This window comes from Streptomyces sp. NPDC002054, from assembly GCF_040296685.1.
GTDB lineage: Bacteria > Actinomycetota > Actinomycetes > Streptomycetales > Streptomycetaceae > Streptomyces.
In genome coordinates, this window is sequence record NZ_JBEOXT010000009.1 from 1 (window position 1) to 21,569 (window position 21,569).

The 21,569-nt window shown below is 71.0% G+C and carries 18 protein-coding genes; 17 read left to right on the top strand and 1 reads right to left on the bottom strand.

The window, feature by feature from the left end; all coding sequences use genetic code 11:
* Positions 1–255: 255 nt before the first annotated feature.
* Positions 256–1,278, bottom strand: coding sequence for a rod shape-determining protein (locus ABT123_RS10310; RefSeq protein WP_351311760.1), 1,023 nt, complete (start codon positions 1,276–1,278; stop codon positions 256–258).
* Between the two features lie 116 nt (positions 1,279–1,394).
* On the opposite strand from ABT123_RS10310, the gene folC reads away from it, so the two are divergent.
* The 17 genes from folC (at position 1,395) to rpmA (ending at position 21,468) form a co-directional block, all read left to right on the top strand.
* Positions 1,395–2,939, top strand: coding sequence for a bifunctional tetrahydrofolate synthase/dihydrofolate synthase (folC, locus tag ABT123_RS10315; protein ID WP_502970924.1), 1,545 nt, complete (start codon positions 1,395–1,397; stop codon positions 2,937–2,939).
* Between the two features lie 3 nt (positions 2,940–2,942).
* A complete protein-coding gene (locus ABT123_RS10320) occupies positions 2,943–3,305 on the top strand; it encodes a DUF4233 domain-containing protein (protein ID WP_351311762.1) in 363 nt (120 codons plus the stop codon).
* Positions 3,306–3,382: 77 nt separating this feature from the next.
* Entirely contained in the window at positions 3,383–3,793 is a 411-nt protein-coding gene (gene ndk / locus ABT123_RS10325) for a nucleoside-diphosphate kinase (RefSeq protein WP_351311764.1), read from the top strand.
* A gap of 483 nt (positions 3,794–4,276) precedes the next feature.
* On the top strand, positions 4,277–5,296 hold the full coding sequence (locus ABT123_RS10330; protein ID WP_125647420.1) for a rod shape-determining protein: 1,020 nt from the start codon (positions 4,277–4,279) through the stop codon (positions 5,294–5,296).
* Between the two features lie 142 nt (positions 5,297–5,438).
* Positions 5,439–6,389, top strand: coding sequence for a rod shape-determining protein MreC (gene mreC, locus ABT123_RS10335; protein WP_351311766.1), 951 nt, complete (start codon positions 5,439–5,441; stop codon positions 6,387–6,389).
* Between the two features lie 12 nt (positions 6,390–6,401).
* The gene (gene mreD / locus ABT123_RS10340) at positions 6,402–7,133 is read left to right on the top strand and encodes a rod shape-determining protein MreD (RefSeq protein WP_351311768.1); all 732 of its coding nucleotides are present in this window, start codon (positions 6,402–6,404) and stop codon (positions 7,131–7,133) included.
* A gap of 16 nt (positions 7,134–7,149) precedes the next feature.
* Entirely contained in the window at positions 7,150–9,318 is a 2,169-nt protein-coding gene (gene mrdA / locus ABT123_RS10345) for a penicillin-binding protein 2 (protein WP_351311770.1), read from the top strand.
* 7 nt (positions 9,319–9,325) lie between these two features.
* On the top strand, positions 9,326–10,525 hold the full coding sequence (gene rodA / locus ABT123_RS10350; RefSeq protein ID WP_351312100.1) for a rod shape-determining protein RodA: 1,200 nt from the start codon (positions 9,326–9,328) through the stop codon (positions 10,523–10,525).
* Positions 10,526–10,585: 60 nt separating this feature from the next.
* Positions 10,586–12,097, top strand: coding sequence for a CYTH and CHAD domain-containing protein (locus ABT123_RS10355; protein ID WP_351311772.1), 1,512 nt, complete (start codon positions 10,586–10,588; stop codon positions 12,095–12,097).
* 52 nt (positions 12,098–12,149) lie between these two features.
* Positions 12,150–14,075, top strand: coding sequence for a TIGR03960 family B12-binding radical SAM protein (locus ABT123_RS10360; protein ID WP_351311774.1), 1,926 nt, complete (start codon positions 12,150–12,152; stop codon positions 14,073–14,075).
* A gap of 128 nt (positions 14,076–14,203) precedes the next feature.
* Positions 14,204–14,422, top strand: a complete 219-nt coding sequence (locus ABT123_RS10365; protein ID WP_351311775.1) for a type II toxin-antitoxin system VapB family antitoxin — start codon at positions 14,204–14,206, stop codon at positions 14,420–14,422.
* On the top strand, positions 14,413–14,850 hold the full coding sequence (locus tag ABT123_RS10370; RefSeq protein ID WP_351311777.1) for a PIN domain nuclease: 438 nt from the start codon (positions 14,413–14,415) through the stop codon (positions 14,848–14,850). The genes ABT123_RS10365 and ABT123_RS10370 overlap by 10 nt, the downstream gene beginning before the upstream one ends.
* 14 nt (positions 14,851–14,864) lie before the next feature.
* Entirely contained in the window at positions 14,865–15,482 is a 618-nt protein-coding gene (locus ABT123_RS10375) for a hypothetical protein (RefSeq protein WP_351311779.1), read from the top strand.
* A gap of 195 nt (positions 15,483–15,677) precedes the next feature.
* Positions 15,678–16,466 carry a TIGR03936 family radical SAM-associated protein gene (locus ABT123_RS10380; RefSeq protein ID WP_351311780.1) on the top strand — a complete coding sequence of 263 codons (789 nt, stop codon included), beginning with the start codon at positions 15,678–15,680 and terminating at the stop codon, positions 16,464–16,466.
* Positions 16,467–16,699: 233 nt separating this feature from the next.
* Positions 16,700–20,605 (top strand): Rne/Rng family ribonuclease, encoded by a 3,906-nt coding sequence (locus tag ABT123_RS10385; RefSeq protein WP_351311782.1) that lies wholly within the window; start codon positions 16,700–16,702, stop codon positions 20,603–20,605.
* A 274-nt stretch (positions 20,606–20,879) separates the two neighbouring features.
* The gene (rplU, locus tag ABT123_RS10390; protein ID WP_114036861.1) at positions 20,880–21,200 is read left to right on the top strand and encodes a 50S ribosomal protein L21; all 321 of its coding nucleotides are present in this window, start codon (positions 20,880–20,882) and stop codon (positions 21,198–21,200) included.
* 13 nt (positions 21,201–21,213) lie between these two features.
* Entirely contained in the window at positions 21,214–21,468 is a 255-nt protein-coding gene (gene rpmA / locus ABT123_RS10395) for a 50S ribosomal protein L27 (RefSeq protein WP_007264038.1), read from the top strand.
* Positions 21,469–21,569 lie beyond the last annotated feature (101 nt).

The window sequence follows — 21,569 nt, forward strand, 5'->3', positions numbered from 1 at the left end:
CCCGGGGGGGGGGCGGGGCCCGCCGGCCCGGGTTGGGGGAGGGGGGGGGGTGGGGGAGGGCCCGCGCAGCGGAGCCCCGGTCGGGGGCCGGGGCTCCGCCCGGCGCCCGCTCCCCGGGGGCTGCGCCCCGAGCCCCTCGGCGCCCGGGCTCCGGGGGCTGCGGCAGCCGCCCGCTCCCCCCGGGGCCCGGGCCGCGCCCGCCGGCGGGACCCGGGACGCACGCGACCCGGACCCGGACCCAGGCCCGGCCACGGGCTACAGCGTGTCCAGTTCCTCCACCCGGCGGCCCGAGCCCAAGGCGACGCAGTCCAGCGGCGCGTCCGCCACGAAGACCGGGATTCCGGTTGCCGAAGCCATCCGCAGGTCCAGGCCCGGCAGCAGCGCCCCGCCGCCCGTCAGGACGATGCCGTGCTCCATCACGTCGCCCGAGAGCTCCGGCGGGCAGTCCTCCAGCGTGGTCCGCACCGCCGCGATAATCGCCTCGATCGGCTCGTCCAGCGCCGCCCGCACCTCCGCCGCGGTCAGTTCCAAGGTCCTCGGCATTCCGCCGACCTTCTCCCGCCCCCGCACCACCACCGTCCGGCCCTCCAGCTCGGGCCGGTCCGGCACCGGCCAGGCCGAGCCGATGGCCACCTTCGCGTCCTCCGCGCTGCGCTCGCCGATCAGCAGCCCGTGCTCCTTCCGCACGTACTCCGTGATCGCCGCGTCCAACCGGTCCCCGCCCGCCCGCAGCGACTGCGAGGTGACGATCCCGCCCAGCGAGATCACCGCGACCTCCGTGGTGCCCCCGCCGATGTCCACCACCATCGACCCCCGCGGCTCCGCCACCGGCAGCCCCGCCCCGATGGCCGCCGCCATCGGCTCCTCGATCAGGTGCACACTCTTCGCGCCGGCCCGGGTCGCGGCATGGACGATGGCCCGCCGCTCCACACCCGTCACCCCGGACGGCACGCACACCACCATCCGGGTGCGCAGCCGCCGCCCCGGGACCGCCTTCCGGACGAAGTGCCGGATCATTTCCTCCGCGGCCTCGTAATCGCAGATCACCCCGTCCTTCAGCGGGCGGATCGCGGTGATGGACCCGGGGGTGCGGCCGATGGTCGCCTTCGCCTCGTTGCCCACGGCCAGTGCCGCGCCCGTGTCCGCCTTGACCGCGACCACGGACGGCTCATTGAGGACGATTCCGTGCCCCCGCGCATAGACCAGGGTGTTCGCGGTCCCCAGGTCTATCCCGATATCGCGGCTGGACGCTGTCTTGTTGGTGCTGGCCTGCGGCATTTGTTCCCCAATCTCCTGCCCGCAAGGTTTGCATAACGATCAAGCCGCGATTCCGGCCGAAGGTCCCGAAACGGCCGGGCCGGAAGTCCCGCCCGCCCCGTCCGTAGACTGGGGCTGTGAGTGAGCAGCAGCCCGAGCCCAGTGACCGCCGGTCCGAGATCTCCGACGAGTCCGACGACAAGTTCGACGAGTTCGACGAGTTCGTCGCGGAGGAGACCGACCGTGACCCCGACCTGGCGGTGATCGAGGCCGGCAGCCGCACCCTGCGCGCCCAGGCCGGTCCGCCGCAGGGCGACCCGGTGCCGTCCCGGCCCCTCGACCCCGAGGTCGCCCAGGCGCTCCTCGAGGTCGAGCAGGAGCTCTCGACCCGCTGGGGCGAGACCAAGCTGGAGCCGTCCGTCACGCGCATCTCCGCCCTGATGGACGTCCTCGGCGAACCCCAGCGCGCGTATCCCTCCATCCATGTCACCGGCACCAACGGCAAGACCAGCACCTCCCGCATGATCGAGGCCCTGCTGAACGCCTTCGAGCTGCGCACCGGCCGCTACACCAGCCCGCACGTCCAGTCCGTCACCGAGCGGATCAGCCTGGACGGGGCGCCGATCAGCGCCGAGCGGTTCGTGGAGACGTACCGGGACATCCAGCCGTACGTGGAGATGGTCGACGCCTCCGAGGACTACCGGCTCTCCTTCTTCGAGGTGCTCACCGGCATGGCGTATGCGGCCTTCGCGGACGCGCCGGTGGACGCGGCGGTGGTCGAGGTCGGCATGGGCGGCACCTGGGACGCCACCAATGTGATCGACGCGTCGGTCGCGGTGGTCACCCCGATCAGCCTGGACCACACCGACCGGCTGGGCTCCACGCCCGGCGAGATCGCGGCGGAGAAGGGCGGCATCATCAAGCAGGACGCCACCGTGATCCTGGCGCAGCAGCCGGTGGACGCGGCCCAGGTGCTGCTGAAGAAGGCCGTCGAGGTGGATGCGACGGTGGCCCGCGCGGGCATGGAGTTCGGCGTGGTCTCGCGCGAGGTCGCGGTCGGCGGGCAGCAGCTGACGCTGCGCGGCCTGGGCGGCGAGTACGAGGGCATCTTCCTCCCCCTCTACGGCGCGCACATGGCGCAGAACGCGGCGGTGGCCCTGGCCGCGGTCGAGGCCTTCTTCGGGATCGGCGCGGAGCACGCGCGGACGCTGGACGTGGACACGGTCCGCAAGGCGTTCGCGACGGTCACCTCGCCCGGCCGCATGGAAGTGGTGCGGCGCAGCCCGACCGTCGTCCTGGACGCGGCGCACAACCCGGCCGGCGCGGCGGTCACCGCCGAGGCGATCACCGAGTCCTTCGGGTTCAGCCGGCTGGTCGGCGTGGTCGGCACCAGCGAGGGCAAGGACGTCCGGGGTGTCCTGGAGGCCTTCGAGCCGATCTTCGCGGAGGTCGTGATCACCTCGAACACCAGCCACCGCGCGCTGGACGCGGACGAGCTGGCCGCCGTCGCGGTGGAGGTCTTCGGCGCCGACCGGGTGCAGGTGGAACCGCGGCTGGACGATGCGCTGGAAGCGGCCATCACCCTTGCGGAGGAAGAGGCCGAGTACGGAGGGGCCGGGGTCCTGGTGACCGGCTCCGTGATCACGGTGGGCGAGGCCCGCCTGCTACTGAAGAGGGGCTGACCTGTGCGTACCCTGTGCGCCTCGACGCTGATCGGCGAGTTCTTCGTCGTGGGCTTCGCGGGCCTGGTGGCCATGAAGAACCCGGACCTCACCCAGGTGCAGGTCTGGACAGTCTGCGGCGTCGTGATGCTGCTGTCCGTGCTGCTCTGCGGGATGCTGTCGCGCCGTGGGGCCGTGCAGGTCGGCTGGGCGCTGCAGATCGGCCTGATCCTGAGCGGCTTCGTGGTCCCCTCCATGTTCTTCCTGGGTGCGCTTTTCGCGGTGCTGTGGTGGTGCTCGCTGCACTACGGCCAGCGGGTGGACGCCATCAAGGCCCGGTGGGCCGCCCAGGCCGCCGCCGCCCAGCCCACCCAGCCCGAAGCCTGAGCGGGGCCTGAGCACCGGCCACTTTGGCCCCCTGTAGCCTCGTAGCACCGCACCCGTTTGCCGCAAGGAGTCGCAACATGTCCCAGCGCACGCTCGTCATCCTCAAGCCTGACGCGGTCAGGAGGGGGCTGATCGGCGAGATCATCGGCCGCATCGAGCGCAAGGCCGGCTGGACCATTCCCGCGATGGAGCTGCGCAGCCTGGACCAGGAGACCCTGGAGGCCCACTACGGCGAGCACAAGGGCAAGGTCTTCTACGAGCCGCTGATGGGCTTCATGGCCAGCGGCCCCGTCGTCGTCCTCGTCGTCGAGGGCGAGCGCGCCATCGAGGGCGTGCGCCAGCTCGCCGGTCCGACCGACCCGATCGCCGCGGCCCCCGGTTCGATCCGCGGGGACTTCGGGACCATCGTGCGCGAGAACCTCATCCACGCGTCCGACTCCGAGGAGTCCGCCGAGCGCGAGCTGAAGCTGTTCTTCCCGGCGCTCTGAACCGCGTTCTGAACCGCGTTCTGACCCGTGCTCCGAGCGCCCATTCCTCTCTGACGCAACATCAGCCGAATAGCGCTCACGACCTGGGGCGACCGAAGTAATTTCGGTCGCCCTTCGGTATTCCCGGGCCCCACCGGGAACGCATGGGCAGGACACGACGTCACCACTAGAGGAGTGCCTTCAGGATCAGGCCGGACCCGCGAGAGGTGTCCGGGTGCGGTGTTCCGCGCGGCAGGTGAAGATGTCCCTGCGGAACTCCGGTGCCGCAGGGCGCCACCTCGGCGCCATGCCGGCCTGGTCCTGAACGCACCCCTCCAGGGGGCGGGCAACCGTTCCGGCGGCGCCGCCGGAGTCCCGTCGCGCAATGTCCTCACGTGCGGCACTACGATGGGGCCTCCACCCACACACCCACCTCGCCGACCTGACAGCAGCCGCTTTCAACTGGAAGGCCAGACGCTCCTCATGGGGAACAAGGGGAACTCAATGTCGTTCATCGGCCGTGACATGGCTGTCGACCTCGGGACCGCCAACACGCTGGTGTACGTGAGGGGCCGGGGGATCGTCCTCAACGAGCCTTCCGTGGTCGCCATCAACACGAACACCGGCGGAATTCTCGCGGTCGGGTCCGAGGCGAAGAAGATGATCGGCCGGACGCCCGGCAACATCGTCGCCGTACGGCCCCTCAAGGACGGCGTGATCGCCGACTTCGAGATCACCGAGCGGATGCTCCGGTACTTCATCCTCAAGATCCACAAGCGCCGCTACCTGGCCCGCCCGCGCGTCGTGGTCTGCGTCCCCTCCGGTATCACCGGAGTCGAGCGCCGCGCCGTCATCGAGGCGTCCACCCAGGCCGGCGCCCGTCAGGTGCACATCATCGAGGAGCCCATGGCCGCCGCCATCGGTTCCGGCCTGCCCGTGCACGAGGCGACCGGCAACATGGTCGTGGACATCGGCGGCGGCACCACGGAGGTGGCCGTCATCTCCCTCGGCGGAATCGTCACGGCGCAGTCCATCCGGGTGGCCGGCGACGAGCTCGACAACGCGATCATCCAGCACATCAAGAAGGAGTACTCCCTCCTCCTCGGCGAGCGCACCGCCGAGCAGATCAAGATCACCATCGGGTCGGCCTACGACCTCGACAAGGACGAACACACCGAAATCCGCGGCCGGGACCTGGTCTCCGGACTGCCCAAGACGGTCGTCATCTCCGCCGCCGAGGTCCGCAAGGCCATCGAGGAGCCGGTCAACGCCATCGTCGACGCGGTGAAGACCACCCTCGACAAGTGCCCCCCGGAGCTGTCCGGCGACATCATGGACCGCGGCATCGTCCTCACCGGCGGCGGCGCGCTGCTCCGCGGCCTCGACGAGCGGCTGCGCCGGGAGACCGGCATGCCCATCCACATCGCCGAGGACCCCCTCGACTCGGTGGCCCTCGGCTCCGGCAAGTGCGTCGAGGAGTTCGAGGCACTCCAGCAGGTCCTGGACGCCCAGCCCCGGCGATGAGGTCGCGGCGGTAAACGTTTCCCCTCCTCCAGGGGACATGCGGAATACAAGGATCCGCCGTACGGGTGCTGCCGCTCCCGTGCGGCGGATCGTTGATATACAGGCAACTGAAGAATCGATGAGGAAGGCACGGCCGCCGCACGTGAGGGACACACGAGAGAGCCGGCTGCTCCTGGTACTGCTGGTCGCCATCGCGTTCGCGCTGATCACGGTGGACATCCGGGCAGGCGAGGAGTCACCGGTCGACGGTGCCCGGCAGGCCGCCGCCGCGGTCCTGGGCCCGGTGGAAAAGGGAGTCGCGACCGCAGTCGACCCGGTCGCCAACGCCATAGGGGCGGTACGGGACTCCGGGGAGCGGCACAATCGGATCAGCGTGCTGGAACGCGAGAACGCGGCCCTCAAGGCCAAGCTCGGCAGCGAGGACCGCAACCGCAGCCGGATCCGCGAACTCGACGACATGCTCAAGCGGGCCGGCGCCGGCCAGTACGGCATCAAGGGTGCCGAGGTCATCGCCATAGGGTCGGCCCAGGGCTTCTCCTGGACCGTCACCATCGACGCCGGCAGCAAGGACGGCATCCAGCGCGACATGACCGTCCTCAACGGCGACGGACTCGTCGGCCGGGTCACCACCGTCGGCCCCGACACGGCCACCGTGCTCCTCGCCAACGACCCCGACTTCACCGTCGGCACCCGCCTGGAGAAGACCGGCGAACTCGGCTTCGCCACCGGCCAGGGGGACCGCCCGCTGTCCGTCCAGATGCTCAACGGCAAGGCCAAGGTCAGCCCGGGCGACCGCCTGGTGACCTTCGGCTCCCGCGCCAACAGGCCCTTCGTGCCCGGCGTCCCGCTCGGCGAGGTGGTCCGCGTCGACCCGTCCGGCGGCGGTCTCACCCGGACCGTCCACGTCCGTCCCTTCGTCGGCTTCTCCCGCCTCGACATCGTCGGCGTGGTCGTGGTGCCGCCCCGCGAGGACCCGCGCGACGCCGTCCTGCCGCCCAAGCCGGAGCCCCCGAAGCCGATTCCGACGGTCACCGTCACGGTCACCCCTTCCCCCCGCATGTCCGGCAAGCCGGCCGACGCCGCCGACGAGTAGGAGCTGACCGCCATGCGCTTCAACCGGATCCTGCTCTCGTCCACCCTGATCGTGGTCGCCCTCGTCATCCAGGTCACCATCCTCGGACGGCTCCAACTGCCCGGCGCCGTCCCCGACCTGCTGCTGCTCACCGTGGTCGCGCTGTCCCTGGTGTACGGGCCGATGAGCGGCGCCCTGCTCGGCTTCGGCGCCGGACTCCTCGCCGACCTGGCCCCGCCCGCCGACCACGCCGCCGGGCGCTACGCCTTGGTGCTGTGCGTCATCGGCTACCTGGTGGGCCTCGCCCGCCCCGACAACGGCCGCTTCCGGTCCGCCTGGGGCCCGATGCTCACCGTGCTGGCCGCCGCCGTCGGCTCCATCCTGCTCTACGTGGGGGTGGGCGTCCTGGTCGGCGACACCGCGGAACGCCATGTCGGACTCGGCGGCCTGCTGTTCAGCGCGGTCCTCTACGACCTGCTGCTGGCGCCCTTCACGGTGCCGTTCATCATGGCGCTGGCCCGCCGTGCCGAGAACGACCCGATGGCCGTGGAGGCCAACGGCGGCCCGCCGCAGGGCACCGACGTCTCCTCCGGCTGGCTGTCCGGCGGCACCGGTCTGCGCATCGGCAGCCAGCGCGGCGGCCTGCGGCTGAAGACCGCCCGCGCCCGCGCCAACCGGGCCGTCCGGATAAAGGGCGTCAAGGGCATCAAGGGCATGAAGAGCGTCAAGAGCATGAAGAGCGTGAAGAGCGTCAAAAAGCTGTGACGGGGGAGCACGACGCATGACGAACATTCCGGAGACCGGCCGCACCCCCCGGGTGCAGATCCGGCTCGTCATCATCCAGGTACTGGTCTTCTCGCTGCTGCTCACACTGGGCGGCCGGCTCTGGTACCTGCAGATCCGCAACGGCCACGAGTACGCCGACGCGGCCAAGAACAACCACGTCCAGCGGGTGGTCCAGCCCGCCGTTCGCGGCTCCATCCTGGACGCCCGCGGAGTCGCGATCGCCGACAACGAGACCCGCCTGGTCGTCTCCGCGTCCCGCACCGAGCTGATGCGGATAAAGGACCGCGGCAAGGCCGTCCTGACCCGCCTCGCCGGAGTCCTGGACATGGAGCCGAAGGAGGTCATGGACAAGGTCCGGCTCTGCGACTCCCAGACCCCCAAGCCCTGCTGGAACGGCTCCCCGTACCAGCCGATCCCGGTCACCCTCGAAGCCACCACCCAGCAGGCCCTGCAGATCCGCGAGCGCCCCGAGGACTTCCCCGGCATCACCGCCGAACCCACCGCCGTACGCCGCTACCCGGCGCCCGGCGGGGGCCGCACCGCCCAGGTGCTCGGCTACCTCTCGCCGGTCACCGACGACGAGATCCAGAAGGCCAAGGAAACCGACTCGCCGCACCTGCGCTCCGACCAGGTCGGCCGCTCCGGAATCGAGCGGATATACGACAAGGAGCTGCGCGGCAAGGCCCAGGTGACCTCGTACGAGGTCGACAACCTCGGCCGGGTCATGGGTGAGACGAAGTCCGACCCGGGCGTGGCCGGGTCCACCCTCATCACCAGCATCGACGCGCGGGTCCAGGCCGTCGCCGAGTACGAGCTCCACCAGGCGATGAAGACCGTCCGCAAGGAGACCGACAAGATCACCGGCCGCAAGTACGAGGCCGACGCGGGCGCCGTGGTTGTCATGGAGACCAAGACCGGCCGCGTGGTCGCGATGGCCTCCCAGCCCGACTACGACCCCAACGCCTGGGTCGGCGGCATCTCCGGTGCCGACTACGCCAGGCTCACCAGCCAGAAGTCCAACTACCCGCTGCTCAACCGGGCCATCCAGGGCCAGGCCCCGGCCGGCTCCATCTTCAAGGTGGTGTCGGCGAGCGCGGCCGTACGGGCCGGCTACGCCTTCGACGACAAGTACAACTGCAGCGCTTCCTACAACATGGGCGGCCGGAGCTTCGCGAACTTCGAGTCCAAGGGGCACGGCCCCATCTCCCTGGGCGACGCCCTCAAGTTCTCCTGCAACACCGTCTTCTACGCCCTCGGCCACAAGGAATGGCAGCGCGACGGCGGCCTCGAGCCCAAGAAGGACGCCCACGACTGGTTCTACCGGACCGCCCGCGAGTTCGGCCTCGGCTCCGAAACCGGAATCGACCTGCCGAACGAGGTCACCGGCCGCATCCCCGACCGCCAGTGGAAGCAGAGCTTCTGGAAGGCCAACAAGGACTCCTGGTGCAAGCAGGGCAAGAAGGGCGGCACCTATGTCGAGCAGATCGCCTATGAGAGCTGCCTCGAAGGCAACCAGCTGAAGGCGTACGACAGCATCAACTTCGCCATCGGCCAGGGCGACGTCCTCGTCACCCCCATCCAGATGGCCACCGCCTACGCCGCCATCAGCAACGGCGGCACCCTCTACAACCCCACCGTCGGCAAGGCCGTGATCAGCCCCGACGGCAAGACCAGGATGATCGAGCCCAAGCCCCACGGGAAGCTGCCGGTCGACGCCAAGACCGTCAAGGACCTCGACAAGGGGCTGCGCTCCGTGGTCGAGCCCGGCGGCACCGCCGCCTGGCGGTTCGGCGGCTGGCCGCAGGACAAGATCCCGATGCGGGCCAAGACCGGCACCGCCCAGGTCTACGGCAAGCAGACCACGTCGTGGCTGGCGACCTACACCGACGACTTCACCATCGTGATGACGATCTCCCAGGCGGGCACCGGCTCCGGCGCCTCGGGCCCCGCGGTGCGCAACATCTACAACGCGATGTACGGCCTCACCATGTCCGGCAAGCAGGACCTCGGCAAGGCCCTGCTGCCCAAGCCGGAGGCGAAGCTGCCCACCGTCCAGCCCGACGGCACCATCGTGGCCCCCGAGATCAAGCCGTACGTGCCCCCGTCCCCGGAGGAGCCGGCGCCCCCCGCGCTCGCCGGCCCGCCCCCCTTGCGGCATGACTGAGATGATGATGCAGACCGCCAACAAGTTCTCCGTATCCCGGTACGCGCCCCAGAAGGGCCCGCTCGCCCGGCTGACCGCCCGCGACTCGGTCCTGCGCCGGCTCGACTGGCCGATACTGCTGTCGGCGCTGGCGCTGTCGCTGATCGGCGCCCTGCTGGTGTGGTCCGCGACCCGTCACCGGGACACCCTCAACCAGGGCGACCCGCAGTACTTCCTCTGGCGCCACCTGCTCAACACCGGCATCGGCCTGGTGCTGATGATCGGGACGGTCTGCCTCGGCCACCGCAACCTGCGCGGTGCGGTGCCGGTGCTGTACGGACTCTCGCTGATCCTGGTCGCGGCGGTGCTCACCCCGCTCGGCGCCACCATCAACGGCGCCCACGCCTGGATCGTCATCGGCGGCGGCTTCTCGCTCCAGCCCTCGGAGTTCGTGAAGGTCACGATCATCCTGGTGATGGCGATGCTGCTGGCGGCCCGGGTGGACGCCGGCGACCTGGCGCATCCCGAGCACCGGACCGTGGTCAAGGCGCTGTGCCTGGCCGCCGCGCCCATGGGCATCGTGATGCTGATGCCCGACCTGGGGTCGGTGATGGTGATGGTGGTGATCGTGCTGGGGGTGCTGCTGGCCTCAGGCGCCTCCAACCGCTGGGTGCTCGGGCTGATCGCCTCCGGGGCGGCCGGCGCGATCCTGGTCTGGCAGCTGGGCGTACTCGACGAGTACCAGATCAACCGCTTCGCCGCCTTCGCCAACCCCGAGCTCGACCCCTCGGGCGCCGGCTACAACACCAACCAGGCGCGGATCGCGATCGGCGGCGGCGGGCTGCTGGGCTCCGGCCTGTTCAAGGGACCGCAGACCACCGGGCAGTTCGTGCCGGAGCAGCAGACCGACTTCGTGTTCACGGTGGCGGGGGAGGAGCTCGGCTTCGTCGGCGGCATCCTCATCCTCGGCCTGCTCGGGGTGGTGCTCTGGCGGGCCTGCGTGATCGCCCGGGAGACCACCGAGCTGTACGGGACGATCGTGGCGGCCGGCATCATCGCCTGGTTCGCCTTCCAGTCCTTCGAGAACGTGGGGATGAACCTCGGGATCATGCCGGTGGCGGGCCTACCGCTGCCGTTCGTGTCCTACGGAGGCTCCTCGATGTTCGCGGTGTGGGTGGCGGTCGGACTGCTCCAGTCGATCCGGGTGCAACGGCCGTTGTCGGCCTGATCGGGTCTGAATCTGCTTGTAACCTGCCCGTCGGCCTCCGTTCAGGACTAAGTTCGGTCTATGGCGGACACAAAGCGCGAAATCGAGCGGAAATTCGAGTTCACGAAGGCCAAGGCGGAACAGCGTGGCGTGCCGGACCTGACCGGAACGGCCGGCATCGCCGCCGTCCTCGACCGGGGCACAGCCGACCTCGACGCCGTCTACTACGACACCCCCGACCAGCGGCTCGCCGCCGACGGCCTGACCCTGCGCCGCCGCACCGGCGGCGAGGACGCCGGCTGGCACCTCAAACTCCCCGTCGCCCCCGGCGTCCGCGACGAGGTCAGAGCCCCCCTCGGCGACACCGTGCCCGGCCCCCTCGCCGCCCTGGTCCGCTCCCGGGTCCGCGACGCCCCCCTGCAACCCCAGGTCCGGCTGGTGTCCTCGCGCAAGATCAGCCACCTCGTCGACGCCGACGGAACCCTGCTCGCCGAACTCAGCACCGACGCCGTCACCGCCGAACGCGAGGACACCGCCGCCTCCTGGACCGAGGTCGAGGTGGAACTCGCCGACGGCGTCGACCCCGCCCTGCTCGACGCCGTCGAGAAAAAGTTCAGGAAGGCCGGGCTCAAGGTCTCCGACGCCCCCTCCAAACTCGCCCGCGCCCTCGCCGAGACCGGCACCGAGCCGCCCGCCCGGCCCGCCCCCGGCCCCGCCGACGACACCGCGGGCGCCGCCGTCCTGGCGTACGTACGGGAACAGGTCGAGGCCCTGATCGCCCAGGACCCGGCCGTACGCCGCAACCAGCCCGACTCCGTCCACCAGATGCGGGTCGCCGCCCGCCGCCTGCGCAGCGCCTTCACGACCTACCGCAAGGTCCTGGACCGCGAGACCACCGACCCGCTCGCCGAAGACCTCCGCTGGCTCGGCGCCGAACTCGGCGTCGACCGGGACCAGGAAGTCCTCTTCGACCGCATCCAGACCGCCCTCGGCGAACTGCCCCGCACCCTGCTCTCCGGCCCCGCCAAAGGCCGCCTCCGCCGCTGGAACACCGCCCGCCGCTCCGGCTCCCGCCGCCGCGCCCTGGCCGTCCTCGACCACCCCCGCCACCTCGCCCTGCTGAACACCCTGGACCGCCTGCTCGCCGACCCGCCGCTGCTCCCGGCCGCCTCGGAACCGGCCGCGAAGGTGCTGCCCAAGGCCGTCCTGCGGGACCACGGCCGGCTCGCCGCCCGGGTCGACCACGCCCTGTCCCTCGAGGCGGGGGAGGAGCGGGACCACGCCCTGCACGACGCCCGCAAGGCCGCCAAACGCACCCGCTACGCGGCGGAGGCCGCCACCCCGGCCCTCGGCAGCCCCGCCCGGCGGCTGGCCAAGCGCGCCAAGGCGGTCCAGACCCTGCTCGGCGACCACCAGGACAGCGTCGTCGCCCGCACCGCGCTGCGCGACCTGGCCGCCCAGGCCCACGGGGCCGGCGAGCCCTCCTTCACCTGGGGCGTGCTCTACGCCCGCGAGGAGGCCCTGGCCGAGCGGCGCGAACGGGAGCTGCCGGAGGTGTGGGAGGAGGCGGTTGCAGCGGCAAGTGGCTGGTGACCGCCTCGGGTACTCTGGAGAGTCGCCCCCCTGCCAGCTTCAGGAAAGTCGCGTGATGTCCGAGTCGGTCTTCCCACAGCTCGAAGCGTTGCTCCCGCATGTGCAGAAGCCCATCCAGTACGTCGGCGGTGAGCTCAACTCCACCGTCAAGCCCTGGGAGAGCTGTGACGTCCGCTGGGCGCTCATGTACCCGGACGCGTACGAGGTCGGTCTGCCCAACCAGGGCGTCATGATCCTTTACGAGGTGCTGAACGAGCGCGAAGGCGTGCTCGCCGAGCGCACCTACAGCGTGTGGCCGGACCTGGAAGCGCTGATGCGCGAGCACGGCGTGCCCCAGTTCACCGTGGACTCGCACCGCCCGGTCTCCGCCTTCGACGTGTTCGGCCTGTCCTTCTCCACGGAGCTGGGCTACACCAACATGCTCACGGCCCTGGACCTGGCCGGCATCCCGCTGGAGTCCAAGGACCGTACGGTCGACCACCCGATCGTGCTCGCCGGCGGCCACGCCGCCTTCAACCCCGAGCCGATCGCCGCCTTCATCGACGCGGCGGTCATCGGCGACGGCGAGCAGGCCGTGCTGGACATGACCGAGATCATCCGCGGCTGGAAGGCCGAGGGCCGCCCGGGTGGCCGCGAGGAGGTCCTCCTCCGGCTGGCCAAGACCGGCAACATCTACGTCCCCGGCTTCTACGACGTCGAGTACCTGGCCGACGGCCGCATCGGCCGCGTCGTCCCGAACCGCTCCGGCGTGCCGTGGCGCGTGTCCAAGCACACCGTCATGGACCTCGACGAGTGGCCGTACCCCAAGCAGCCCCTGGTCCCCCTCGCCGAGACCGTCCACGAGCGGATGTCGGTGGAGATCTTCCGCGGCTGCACCCGCGGCTGCCGTTTCTGCCAGGCCGGCATGATCACGCGCCCCGTGCGGGAGCGAAGCATCACCGGCATCGGCGAAATGGTGGAGAAGGGCCTCAAGGCGACGGGCTTCGAGGAGGTCGGCCTCCTCTCGCTCTCCTCCGCGGACCACACCGAGATCGGTGAGATCGCCAAGGGCCTCGCGGACCGCTACACGGACGACAAGATCGGCCTCTCCCTCCCCTCCACCCGGGTGGACGCCTTCAACGTCGACCTGGCCAACGAGCTGACCCGCAACGGCCGCCGGTCCGGCCTCACCTTCGCCCCCGAGGGCGGCTCCGAGCGCATGCGCAAGGTCATCAACAAGATGGTCTCGGAGGAGGACCTGATCCGGACCGTCGCCACGGCGTACGGCAACGGCTGGCGCCAGGTGAAGCTGTACTTCATGTGCGGCCTGCCCACCGAGACCGACGAGGACGTCCTCCAGATCGGTGACATGGCGGTCAACGTGATCGCCAAGGGCCGCGAGGTCTCCGGCCAGAACGACATCCGCTGCACGGTCTCCATCGGCGGTTTCGTGCCCAAGCCGCACACCCCGTTCCAGTGGGCCCCGCAGCTGTCGGCGGAGGAGACGGACGCCCGCCTGGAGAAGCTCCGGGACAAGATCCGCGGCGACAAGAAGTACGGCCGCTCCATCGGCTTCCGCTACCACGACGGCAAGCCGGGCATCGTCGAGGGCCTCCTCTCCCGCGGCGACCGCCGGGTCGGCGACGTCATCCGCGCGGTCTACGAGTCGGGTGGCCGCTTCGACGGCTGGCGCGAGCACTTCTCCTACGACCGCTGGATGCAGGCGGCGGAGAAGGCCCTCCCCGAGTACGGCGTGGACGTGGCCTGGTACACCACCCGCGAGCGCACCTACGAGGAAGTCCTGCCCTGGGACCACCTGGACTCCGGCCTGGACAAGGACTGGCTCTGGGAGGACTGGCAGGACGCCCTGGACGAAACCGAGGTCGAGGACTGCCGCTGGACCCCGTGCTTCGACTGCGGCGTCTGTCCGCAGATGGACACCCACATCCAGATCGGACCCACGGGCAAGAAGCTGCTGCCACTGAGCGTGGTCAAGTAGCACTCGCCCCCCTTGGTCGATATGCCCCCGCCGGGTTCTCCCGGCGGGGGCATATGTGTTCGAGGGTTGGTGAAATGTTTCTGCGGTGAGGGGCGGCGGATATAGTTTTCTGATGGAGGTGGATGTCCATGGCGAAGACCGTTATCGATCTCGATGAGGAAGCGCTCGCCCTTGCCGCGCGGGCGCTGGGGACGAAGACCAAGAAGGACACCGTGAATGCCGCCTTGGCGGAAATAGGAGCACGGGTCACAAGGGAAACGGCCCTTGAAGAGCTGACGCGGCTCACCGAGGAGGGTGCGTTCGACGCGATCCTCGAGCCGGACTTCGAGAAGGAAGCGTGGCGCTGAGCGTGGTCCAGTCCGAACGGTTCCTGATCGACAAGTCGGCCGCCGCCCGCATCCTGCGGCCGGCGGTCCGTCCGTCATGGCTCGATGTACTGCGCAACGGGCACGTGTCCGTGTGCGAGGTGACGGAGTTCGAGATGCTCTACTCCGCCCGGTCAGCTCAGGAATACAAGCAGATCCAGGAGCAGCTCCGCGGTCTCTACGCTTGGGTCCCTGTCCCTGGGGACGGCTGGGCCCAAGTGCTGCGGGTGCAGGAAGCGCTGACCGACCTCGGGCGTCACCGCTCGGTGGGGGCGCCGGATCTCTTCATCGCAGTTACCGCACGTGCTCATCGGATGACGGTCCTGCACTACGACCGGGACTTCGAGAACATCGCCGGTGTCATCGATGTCCGAACCCGCTGGCTCGCGGAACCCGGAAGCATCGACTGAATGTCCTGACGGGCATGAACATGCACAACGCACAGCCTCCGGCGCCGGCCGGGGGCTGTCTTGGTGGGGTGGCCAAGGTCGTGGCCGTCCTCGTCGTACTGCCCGTCCGGGCCGTCTGGGAGTTCTTCGCCTGGGTGTGCCGGCTGGTCGGGCGGTATCTGCTGGCGCCGCTGGTTGCCTATGTGCTGGAGCCGGTGGTCCGGGTCGTCGGGTGGGTGCTCGGGTGGGTTCTGCGGATCTTCGTCGTCTGGCCCTGCCGGTTCCTGTGGCGGTATCTCCTCGCGCCCGTCGGGCAGTTCCTTTACGCGTACTTCCTCGCTCCCGTGGGGCGGTTGCTCTGGCGATGGGTGTTGCGGCCCCTCGGGCACGCCGCCGTGTGGCTGGCCGGGGTGCTGGTGGAGTACCTGTTCGGGCCCCTGTACCGGTACGTCCTCACGCCCCTCGGGCATCTGATCGCCTGGGCCTGGCGGATCGCCGGGCAGATTCTGAGGGTCCTCGGCTGGGTGCTGATCGGCTGGGTGGCCGTCAAGGTCTACAAGTACGTGCTCACCCCGCTCGGCCATGTGCTGCGCGATGCCTGGCGGGCCGTCCGCGCGGCTGCCCGGGAAGTGCGTATCGCCCTGTTCGGGTAGCGGCCGGCCGCAACCAGGCGGAACCGGCGAGGTCACGGGCGCGTACTCTGGGTAGTACGACAGCCGTAGGCGCGGCCCAGGAGCCGCCCCCGCTTCGAAAGACGTCACAGGGCGGAGCCTGAGCGCTCGCGCCCCGCACAAGGAGAAGAACCACTGGGCAAGCGACAGCCCGAAGGCCCGCCGCCCGCACCGGCGGTGCAGCGCATCCGACTGCGCTACACCAAGCGCGGCCGCCTCCGGTTCACCAGCCACCGAGACTTCCAGCGTGCCTTCGAGCGGGCCCTGCGCCGCGCCGAGGTGCCGATGGCGTACTCGGCCGGCTTCACCCCCCACCCGAAGGTCTCGTACGCAAACGCCGCGCCCACCGGCACCGGCAGCGAGGCCGAATACCTGGAGATCGCCCTCACCGCGCACCGCGACCCCGAGAAGCTCCGCGAGCTGCTCGACGAGTCGCTGCCCGCCGGGCTCGACATCACCGACGCCGTCGAAGCCCGTACCTCGGGCCTCGCCGACCGGCTCACCGCCTCCGTGTGGGAGCTGCGACTGGACGGCGTGGAGCGTGCCGACGCCGAGCGGGCCGTGGCCGCCTTCCTCGAGGCCGAGACCGTGGAGGTCCAGCGCCGGACGAAGAACGGCCTGCGGACCTTCGACACCCGCGGGGCCGTGGCCAGCATCGAGACGCATCCCGCCCCGGCTGCCCCGGCTGATAGGCCGCAGGACAATGCCTGTGCGATACTGCGGCTGGTTGTTCGGCACGTGACACCTGCCGTCCGACCCGACGACGTCCTGTCCGGTCTCCGAGCTGTGGCCGACCTGGCGCCGCCGGTCCCCGCAGCGGTGACCAGGCTGGCGCAGGGGCTCTTCGACGAGGAGTCCGGCACGGTGACCGACCCGCTCGCGCCCGACCGCGAGGCTGTCACGGCCGCCCCACCCACGGCCGCCGTAGCCGCCGCCGCGAAGGCGTCGGAAGGTCCCGCCGCGTAAGGACGCGTTGTCGCGCAGCCCTGGCACTCGGGAGCCACCTGGGTCGGGCCGCGCACTGACCTGAAGACTTCCGCCAGGCCGTACACACATCGGGTACGGAACCGGCGGCCATGAACCTACAGCTCCCGTGAGGCGAACGCGCCCCGGAGGCCGGTTCCGAGCACATTGCACGGAGCCGAGCCGGACCGGATGTCAGCCGCGGCGCCCGGGAGCGTGACGGGAGAACCGCCCGCATGCTCAACAACGAAATGAACGAAAACCCCGCCGCCGGAGCCGACAGCCCCAGCGACAACCTGCCGCCGCGTCGGCGCCGCCGCGCGGCGTCCCGGCCGGCCGGCCCGCCGGGAGCCACGGCCGCCGCCGAGACCGCTCCGGTCGTCGAGGCCGCTCCGGCTCCGGCTGCTGCCGTCGAGGAGGCTCCGGCTGCTGCTCCGGCGCGTACGCGTCGTCGTGCCACCCGTGCTGCGACTGCTCCGGTTGCCGAGGCTGAGGCCGAGGCTGCTGTGGTTGCCGAGCCCGTCGCCGAGCCGGCTCCGGCTGCTGCTCCGGCGCGTACCCGTCGTCGTGCCACCCGTTCGGTGACGGCGCCTGCCGCCGAGACCGCTCCCGCCGTCGAGACTGCCCCGGTCGCCGAGGCTGCTCCGGCTGCTGCCGTCGAGGAGGCTCCGGCTGCTGCTCCGGCGCGTACGCGTCGTCGTGCCACCCGTGCTGCGACCGCTCCGGTTGCCGAGGCCGAGGCTGCTGTGGCCGCTGAGCCCGTCGTCGAGCCGGTTGCCGAGCCCGCTCCGGCTGCTGCTCCGGCGCGTACCCGTCGTCGTGCCACCCGTGCGGTGACGGCGCCCGCCGCCGAGACCGCTCCCGCCGTCGAGACCGCCCCGGTCGCCGAGGAGCCGCAGGAGCCGAAGGCGACCAAGGAAGCCGCCAAGGCGACCGTGACCGTCGCCGACGCCATCGACGCGCCCAAGGGCCGTGGCCGCCGCCGCGCCACCCGCGGCACCGCCCCCGCCGCCCAGCAGGCCGAGCCGGCCGCCGCCGCCCAGCCGGAGGCCGAGGCCCCCGCGCCGCGCGCTGCCCGCCGTGCCGTGCGTCCCGCCGTCGCCGTGTTCCAGGCGCCGGTCTTCGCCGAGCCGATGTTCCAGACCCCGGAGACCGCCGCCGCGGCTGCCGCCGCCGCGCGGGTCGAGGCGGAGGAGGCCGAGGAGGAGCTCGCCGAGGAAGCCGTCGAGGCCGAGGCCGTCGCCGAGGTCCAGGCCCCGGCCGAGCAGCCCGCCGGCCGCCGCCGTCGCCGCCGTGGCGGTGCCGTCGCGCCCGAGCCGGTCGTCGAGGAGGCGCCCGCCGCCGAAGCCGTCGAGGCCGAGGTCGAGGCCGAGGCCGCCGAGCTCGAGGAAGAGGAGACCGACGAGTCGGGCGAGCGCCCGTCCCGCCGCCGTCGCCGCGGTGGCCGTCGCCGCCGCCGGGGCGAGGCCGCCGAGCTCGACGAGTCCGCCGAGGAAGAGGGCGAGGAGTCCGAGGAGGAGTTCGAGGAGTCCGCCGAGGAAGCCGAGGAGTCCGAGGAGGGCTCCGCCGGCCTCGGCTCCAGCTCCAGCCGTCGCCGTCGTCGGCGCCGCCGTCGCTCCGGCGACACCGGCCCCGAGGCCGAGGCGGGCGAGGAGGACGGCGTCCGTACGGTCGTCAAGGTCCGCGAGCCGCGCCCGGCCCGGGAGAAGGCCGAGTCTTCCGACGAGGTGCAGTCCATCAAGGGCTCCACCCGCTTGGAGGCGAAGAAGCAGCGCCGCCGCGAGGGCCGCGAGCAGGGCCGCCGCCGCGTCCCGATCATCACCGAGGCCGAGTTCCTGGCCCGCCGCGAGGCCGTCGAGCGCGTGATGGTCGTCCGCCAGAACGGCGACCGCACCCAGATCGGCGTCCTCGAGGACAACGTGCTCGTCGAGCACTACGTCAACAAGGAAGAGGCCACCTCGTACGTCGGCAACGTTTACCTGGGCAAGGTCCAGAACGTGCTGCCGTCCATGGAGGCCGCCTTCATCGACATCGGCAAGGGCCGCAACGCGGTCCTGTACGCCGGTGAGGTCAACTTCGAGGCGCTCGGCATGGCCAACGGGCCGCGCCGCATCGAGTCCGCCCTCAAGTCCGGCCAGTCGGTCCTGGTGCAGGTCACCAAGGACCCGATCGGCCACAAGGGCGCCCGCCTCACCAGCCAGGTCTCGCTGCCCGGCCGCTACCTGGTCTACGTGCCCGAGGGCTCGATGACCGGCATCAGCCGCAAGCTGCCCGACACCGAGCGCGCCCGCCTGAAGACCATCCTCAAGAAGATCGTCCCCGAGGACGCGGGCGTCATCGTGCGCACCGCCGCCGAGGGCGCGAGCGAGGACGAGCTGCGCCGCGACGTCGAGCGTCTGCAGGCCCAGTGGGAGGACATCCAGAAGAAGTCGAAGCAGATCTCGACCTCTTCGCCGAGCCTGCTGTACGGCGAGCCGGACATGACCGTCCGCGTCGTGCGCGACATCTTCAACGAGGACTTCTCGAAGGTCATCGTCAGCGGTGACACTGCCTGGGAGACCATCCACGGCTACGTGAACCACGTCGCCCCGGACCTGGCCGACCGGCTGTCCCGCTGGACCTCCGAGGTCGATGTCTTCGCGACGTACCGGATCGACGAGCAGCTCGCCAAGGCGCTCGACCGCAAGGTGTGGCTGCCCTCGGGCGGCTCCCTGGTGATCGACAAGACCGAGGCGATGATCGTCATCGACGTCAACACCGGCAAGTTCACCGGTCAGGGCGGAAACCTCGAGGAGACCGTCACCCGGAACAACCTGGAGGCGGCCGAGGAGATCGTGCGCCAGCTGCGGCTGCGCGACCTCGGCGGCATCGTGGTCATCGACTTCATCGACATGGTGCTGGAGTCCAACCGCGACCTGGTGCTGCGGCGCATGCTGGAGTGCCTGGGCCGGGACCGTACGAAGCACCAGGTCGCCGAGGTCACCTCGCTGGGCCTGGTCCAGATGACCCGCAAGCGGGTGGGCCAGGGCCTGCTGGAGTCCTTCTCCGAGACCTGTGTCCACTGCAACGGGCGCGGTGTGATCGTGCACATGGAGCAGCCGGCCGTGATCGGTGGCGGGGGCAACGGCAAGCGTGCGAAGAAGCGCGGCGGCCGTGGTCACGAGCTCGAGCACGACCACGCGGTCGAGGCCGAAGTCGAGATCGTGGAGTCGGCGACTGCGGAGGCCGTGGAGACGGCCGCCGAGGTCGAGGCGGAGATCGCCGAGCCGCGGGCGCTGCCGGAGCCCTCGTTCGTGCCGGACGAGGAGCTGTACAGCAGCCCGGCCGAGGCGGAGGCTGCGGCCGGTCTGTCCGGCCGTCGCAGCCGTCGCCGGGCCACCCGTAAGGCGACCGCCCCGGCGGGCGCCCCGCGCGGTGCTGCCGCCGCTGCGCCGGCCCCGGCTGTGGCCCCGGAGCCGGTCGTCGAGCCGGTCGTGGAGGCCGAGCCGGTGACCGAGCCCGCGGACACCGTGCTGGAGCCGGCCGCCGAGGTCGTCGCCGAGGCCGCTGTGGAGGCCGTGGCCGAGCCGGTCGTGGAGGCCGCTCCGGCCCGGACCCGGCGCCGGGCGACCCGTAAGGCCACGGCTCCGGCGGGCTCGCCGAAGCCGGTCGAGACCGTGGTGGAGGCCCCGGCCGCCGAGCCGGTCGTGGCGCCCGAGCCCGAGCCCGTGGTGGAGGCCCCGGCCCCCGTCCAGGCCGAGGCCGAGCCCGAGCCGGTCGTGGAGGCCGCTCCGGCCCGTCCGCGGCGCCGGGCGACCCGTAAGGCCACCGCTCCGGCCGGTTCTCCGGCGGGTGCCGAGGCTGCGGTCGTGGTCGTGACGGCTCCGGAGGTTCCGGAGGCCACCCCGGCCGCCGCCGAGCCGGAGGCCCCGGCCGCCGAGGAGGCGGCTCCGGTCAAGAAGACGGCGGCCCGCAAGACGGCCGCCAAGAAGGCCCCGGCGAAGAAGGCGACGGCCGCCAAGAAGACGGCCGCCACCAAGAAGACGGCGGCTGCGAAGAAGACGACGACGGCCAAGAAGACCGTGAAGAAGGCGGCGACGAAGAAGACCGCGGCGGCGGAGCAGACGCTCCCGTCCGTCTCGGCCTCCACCGACGAAGCCTGATCCACCCCGTCCGGTTCGGCTCCGCCCGGCACCCCTTCGGTGCCGGGCGGAGCCGTTCCCGCATCCTCGTCCATCCCCGTCACGGGGGTCCGCAGGGGCCGGTTTGACCTCGTAAACCTCTGGCGCGTAACCTTGCACGTCGGCGTGTCTATGTGCGCGCCAGCTCCTGAGCACCTCACCTCCCGGGCTTCGCGGCGCGGGGGAGGCCGCCTCGTATTTCGGCGGGGGTCGGCTGGCTTCAGGGGTTCCCGAATCGAGCGAGAGAGAGATCCGCGTGTACGCCATCGTGCGCAGCGGTGGTCGGCAGCACAAGGTTGCTGTCGGCGACATCGTTGAGGTTGACAAGATTTCCACTGCCAAGGTTGGCGACACGGTCGAGCTCTCGACCCTGCTCGTTGTCGACGGCGACGCCGTGACCAGCGACCCGTGGGTCCTGGCCGGGATCAAGGTCACGGCCGAGGTCGTGGACCACCACAAGGGCGCCAAGATCGACATCCTGCGCTACAAGAACAAGACCGGCTACCGCCGTCGCCAGGGTCACCGCCAGCAGTACACGGCGATCAAGGTCACCGGCATTCCGACGGCTGCGAAGTAAGAGGGACTGAGCAATGGCACACAAGAAGGGCGCATCGTCCACCCGGAACGGTCGCGACTCCAATGCCCAGCGGCTCGGCGTGAAGCGCTTCGGCGGTCAGGTCGTTTCCGCTGGTGAGATCCTCGTCCGCCAGCGTGGCACCCACTTCCACCCGGGCGCCGGCGTCGGCCGTGGTGGCGACGACACCCTGTTCGCCCTGCTTCCCGGTGCGGTGCAGTTCGGCACCCACCGTGGCCGCAAGGTCGTGAACATCGTTCCGGCCGCCTGATCTTTTAGATCAAGGCGTTCGCAACTTACCGAGGGCGGATCTCAGTCTTCCCGGCGATGCCGGGAAGCGGGTCCGCCCTCGGCGCGTTACACAGGCTGTAG

What these genes read in the sequence shown, in the direction of transcription:
- ABT123_RS10310 (WP_351311760.1), bottom strand. Translation starts at nt 1,278, where the DNA reads ATGCCGCAGGCCAGCACCAACAAGACAGCGTCCAGCCGCGATATCGGG.
- ndk (WP_351311764.1), top strand. Translation starts at nt 3,383, where the DNA reads ATGTCCCAGCGCACGCTCGTCATCCTCAAGCCTGACGCGGTCAGGAGG.
- ABT123_RS10330 (WP_125647420.1), top strand. Translation starts at nt 4,277, where the DNA reads ATGTCGTTCATCGGCCGTGACATGGCTGTCGACCTCGGGACCGCCAAC.
- mreD (WP_351311768.1), top strand. Translation starts at nt 6,402, where the DNA reads ATGCGCTTCAACCGGATCCTGCTCTCGTCCACCCTGATCGTGGTCGCC.
- mrdA (WP_351311770.1), top strand. Translation starts at nt 7,150, where the DNA reads ATGACGAACATTCCGGAGACCGGCCGCACCCCCCGGGTGCAGATCCGG.
- rodA (WP_351312100.1), top strand. Translation starts at nt 9,326, where the DNA reads ATGCAGACCGCCAACAAGTTCTCCGTATCCCGGTACGCGCCCCAGAAG.
- ABT123_RS10355 (WP_351311772.1), top strand. Translation starts at nt 10,586, where the DNA reads ATGGCGGACACAAAGCGCGAAATCGAGCGGAAATTCGAGTTCACGAAG.
- ABT123_RS10365 (WP_351311775.1), top strand. Translation starts at nt 14,204, where the DNA reads ATGGCGAAGACCGTTATCGATCTCGATGAGGAAGCGCTCGCCCTTGCC.
- ABT123_RS10375 (WP_351311779.1), top strand. Translation starts at nt 14,865, where the DNA reads ATGAACATGCACAACGCACAGCCTCCGGCGCCGGCCGGGGGCTGTCTT.
- ABT123_RS10385 (WP_351311782.1), top strand. Translation starts at nt 16,700, where the DNA reads ATGCTCAACAACGAAATGAACGAAAACCCCGCCGCCGGAGCCGACAGC.
- rpmA (WP_007264038.1), top strand. Translation starts at nt 21,214, where the DNA reads ATGGCACACAAGAAGGGCGCATCGTCCACCCGGAACGGTCGCGACTCC.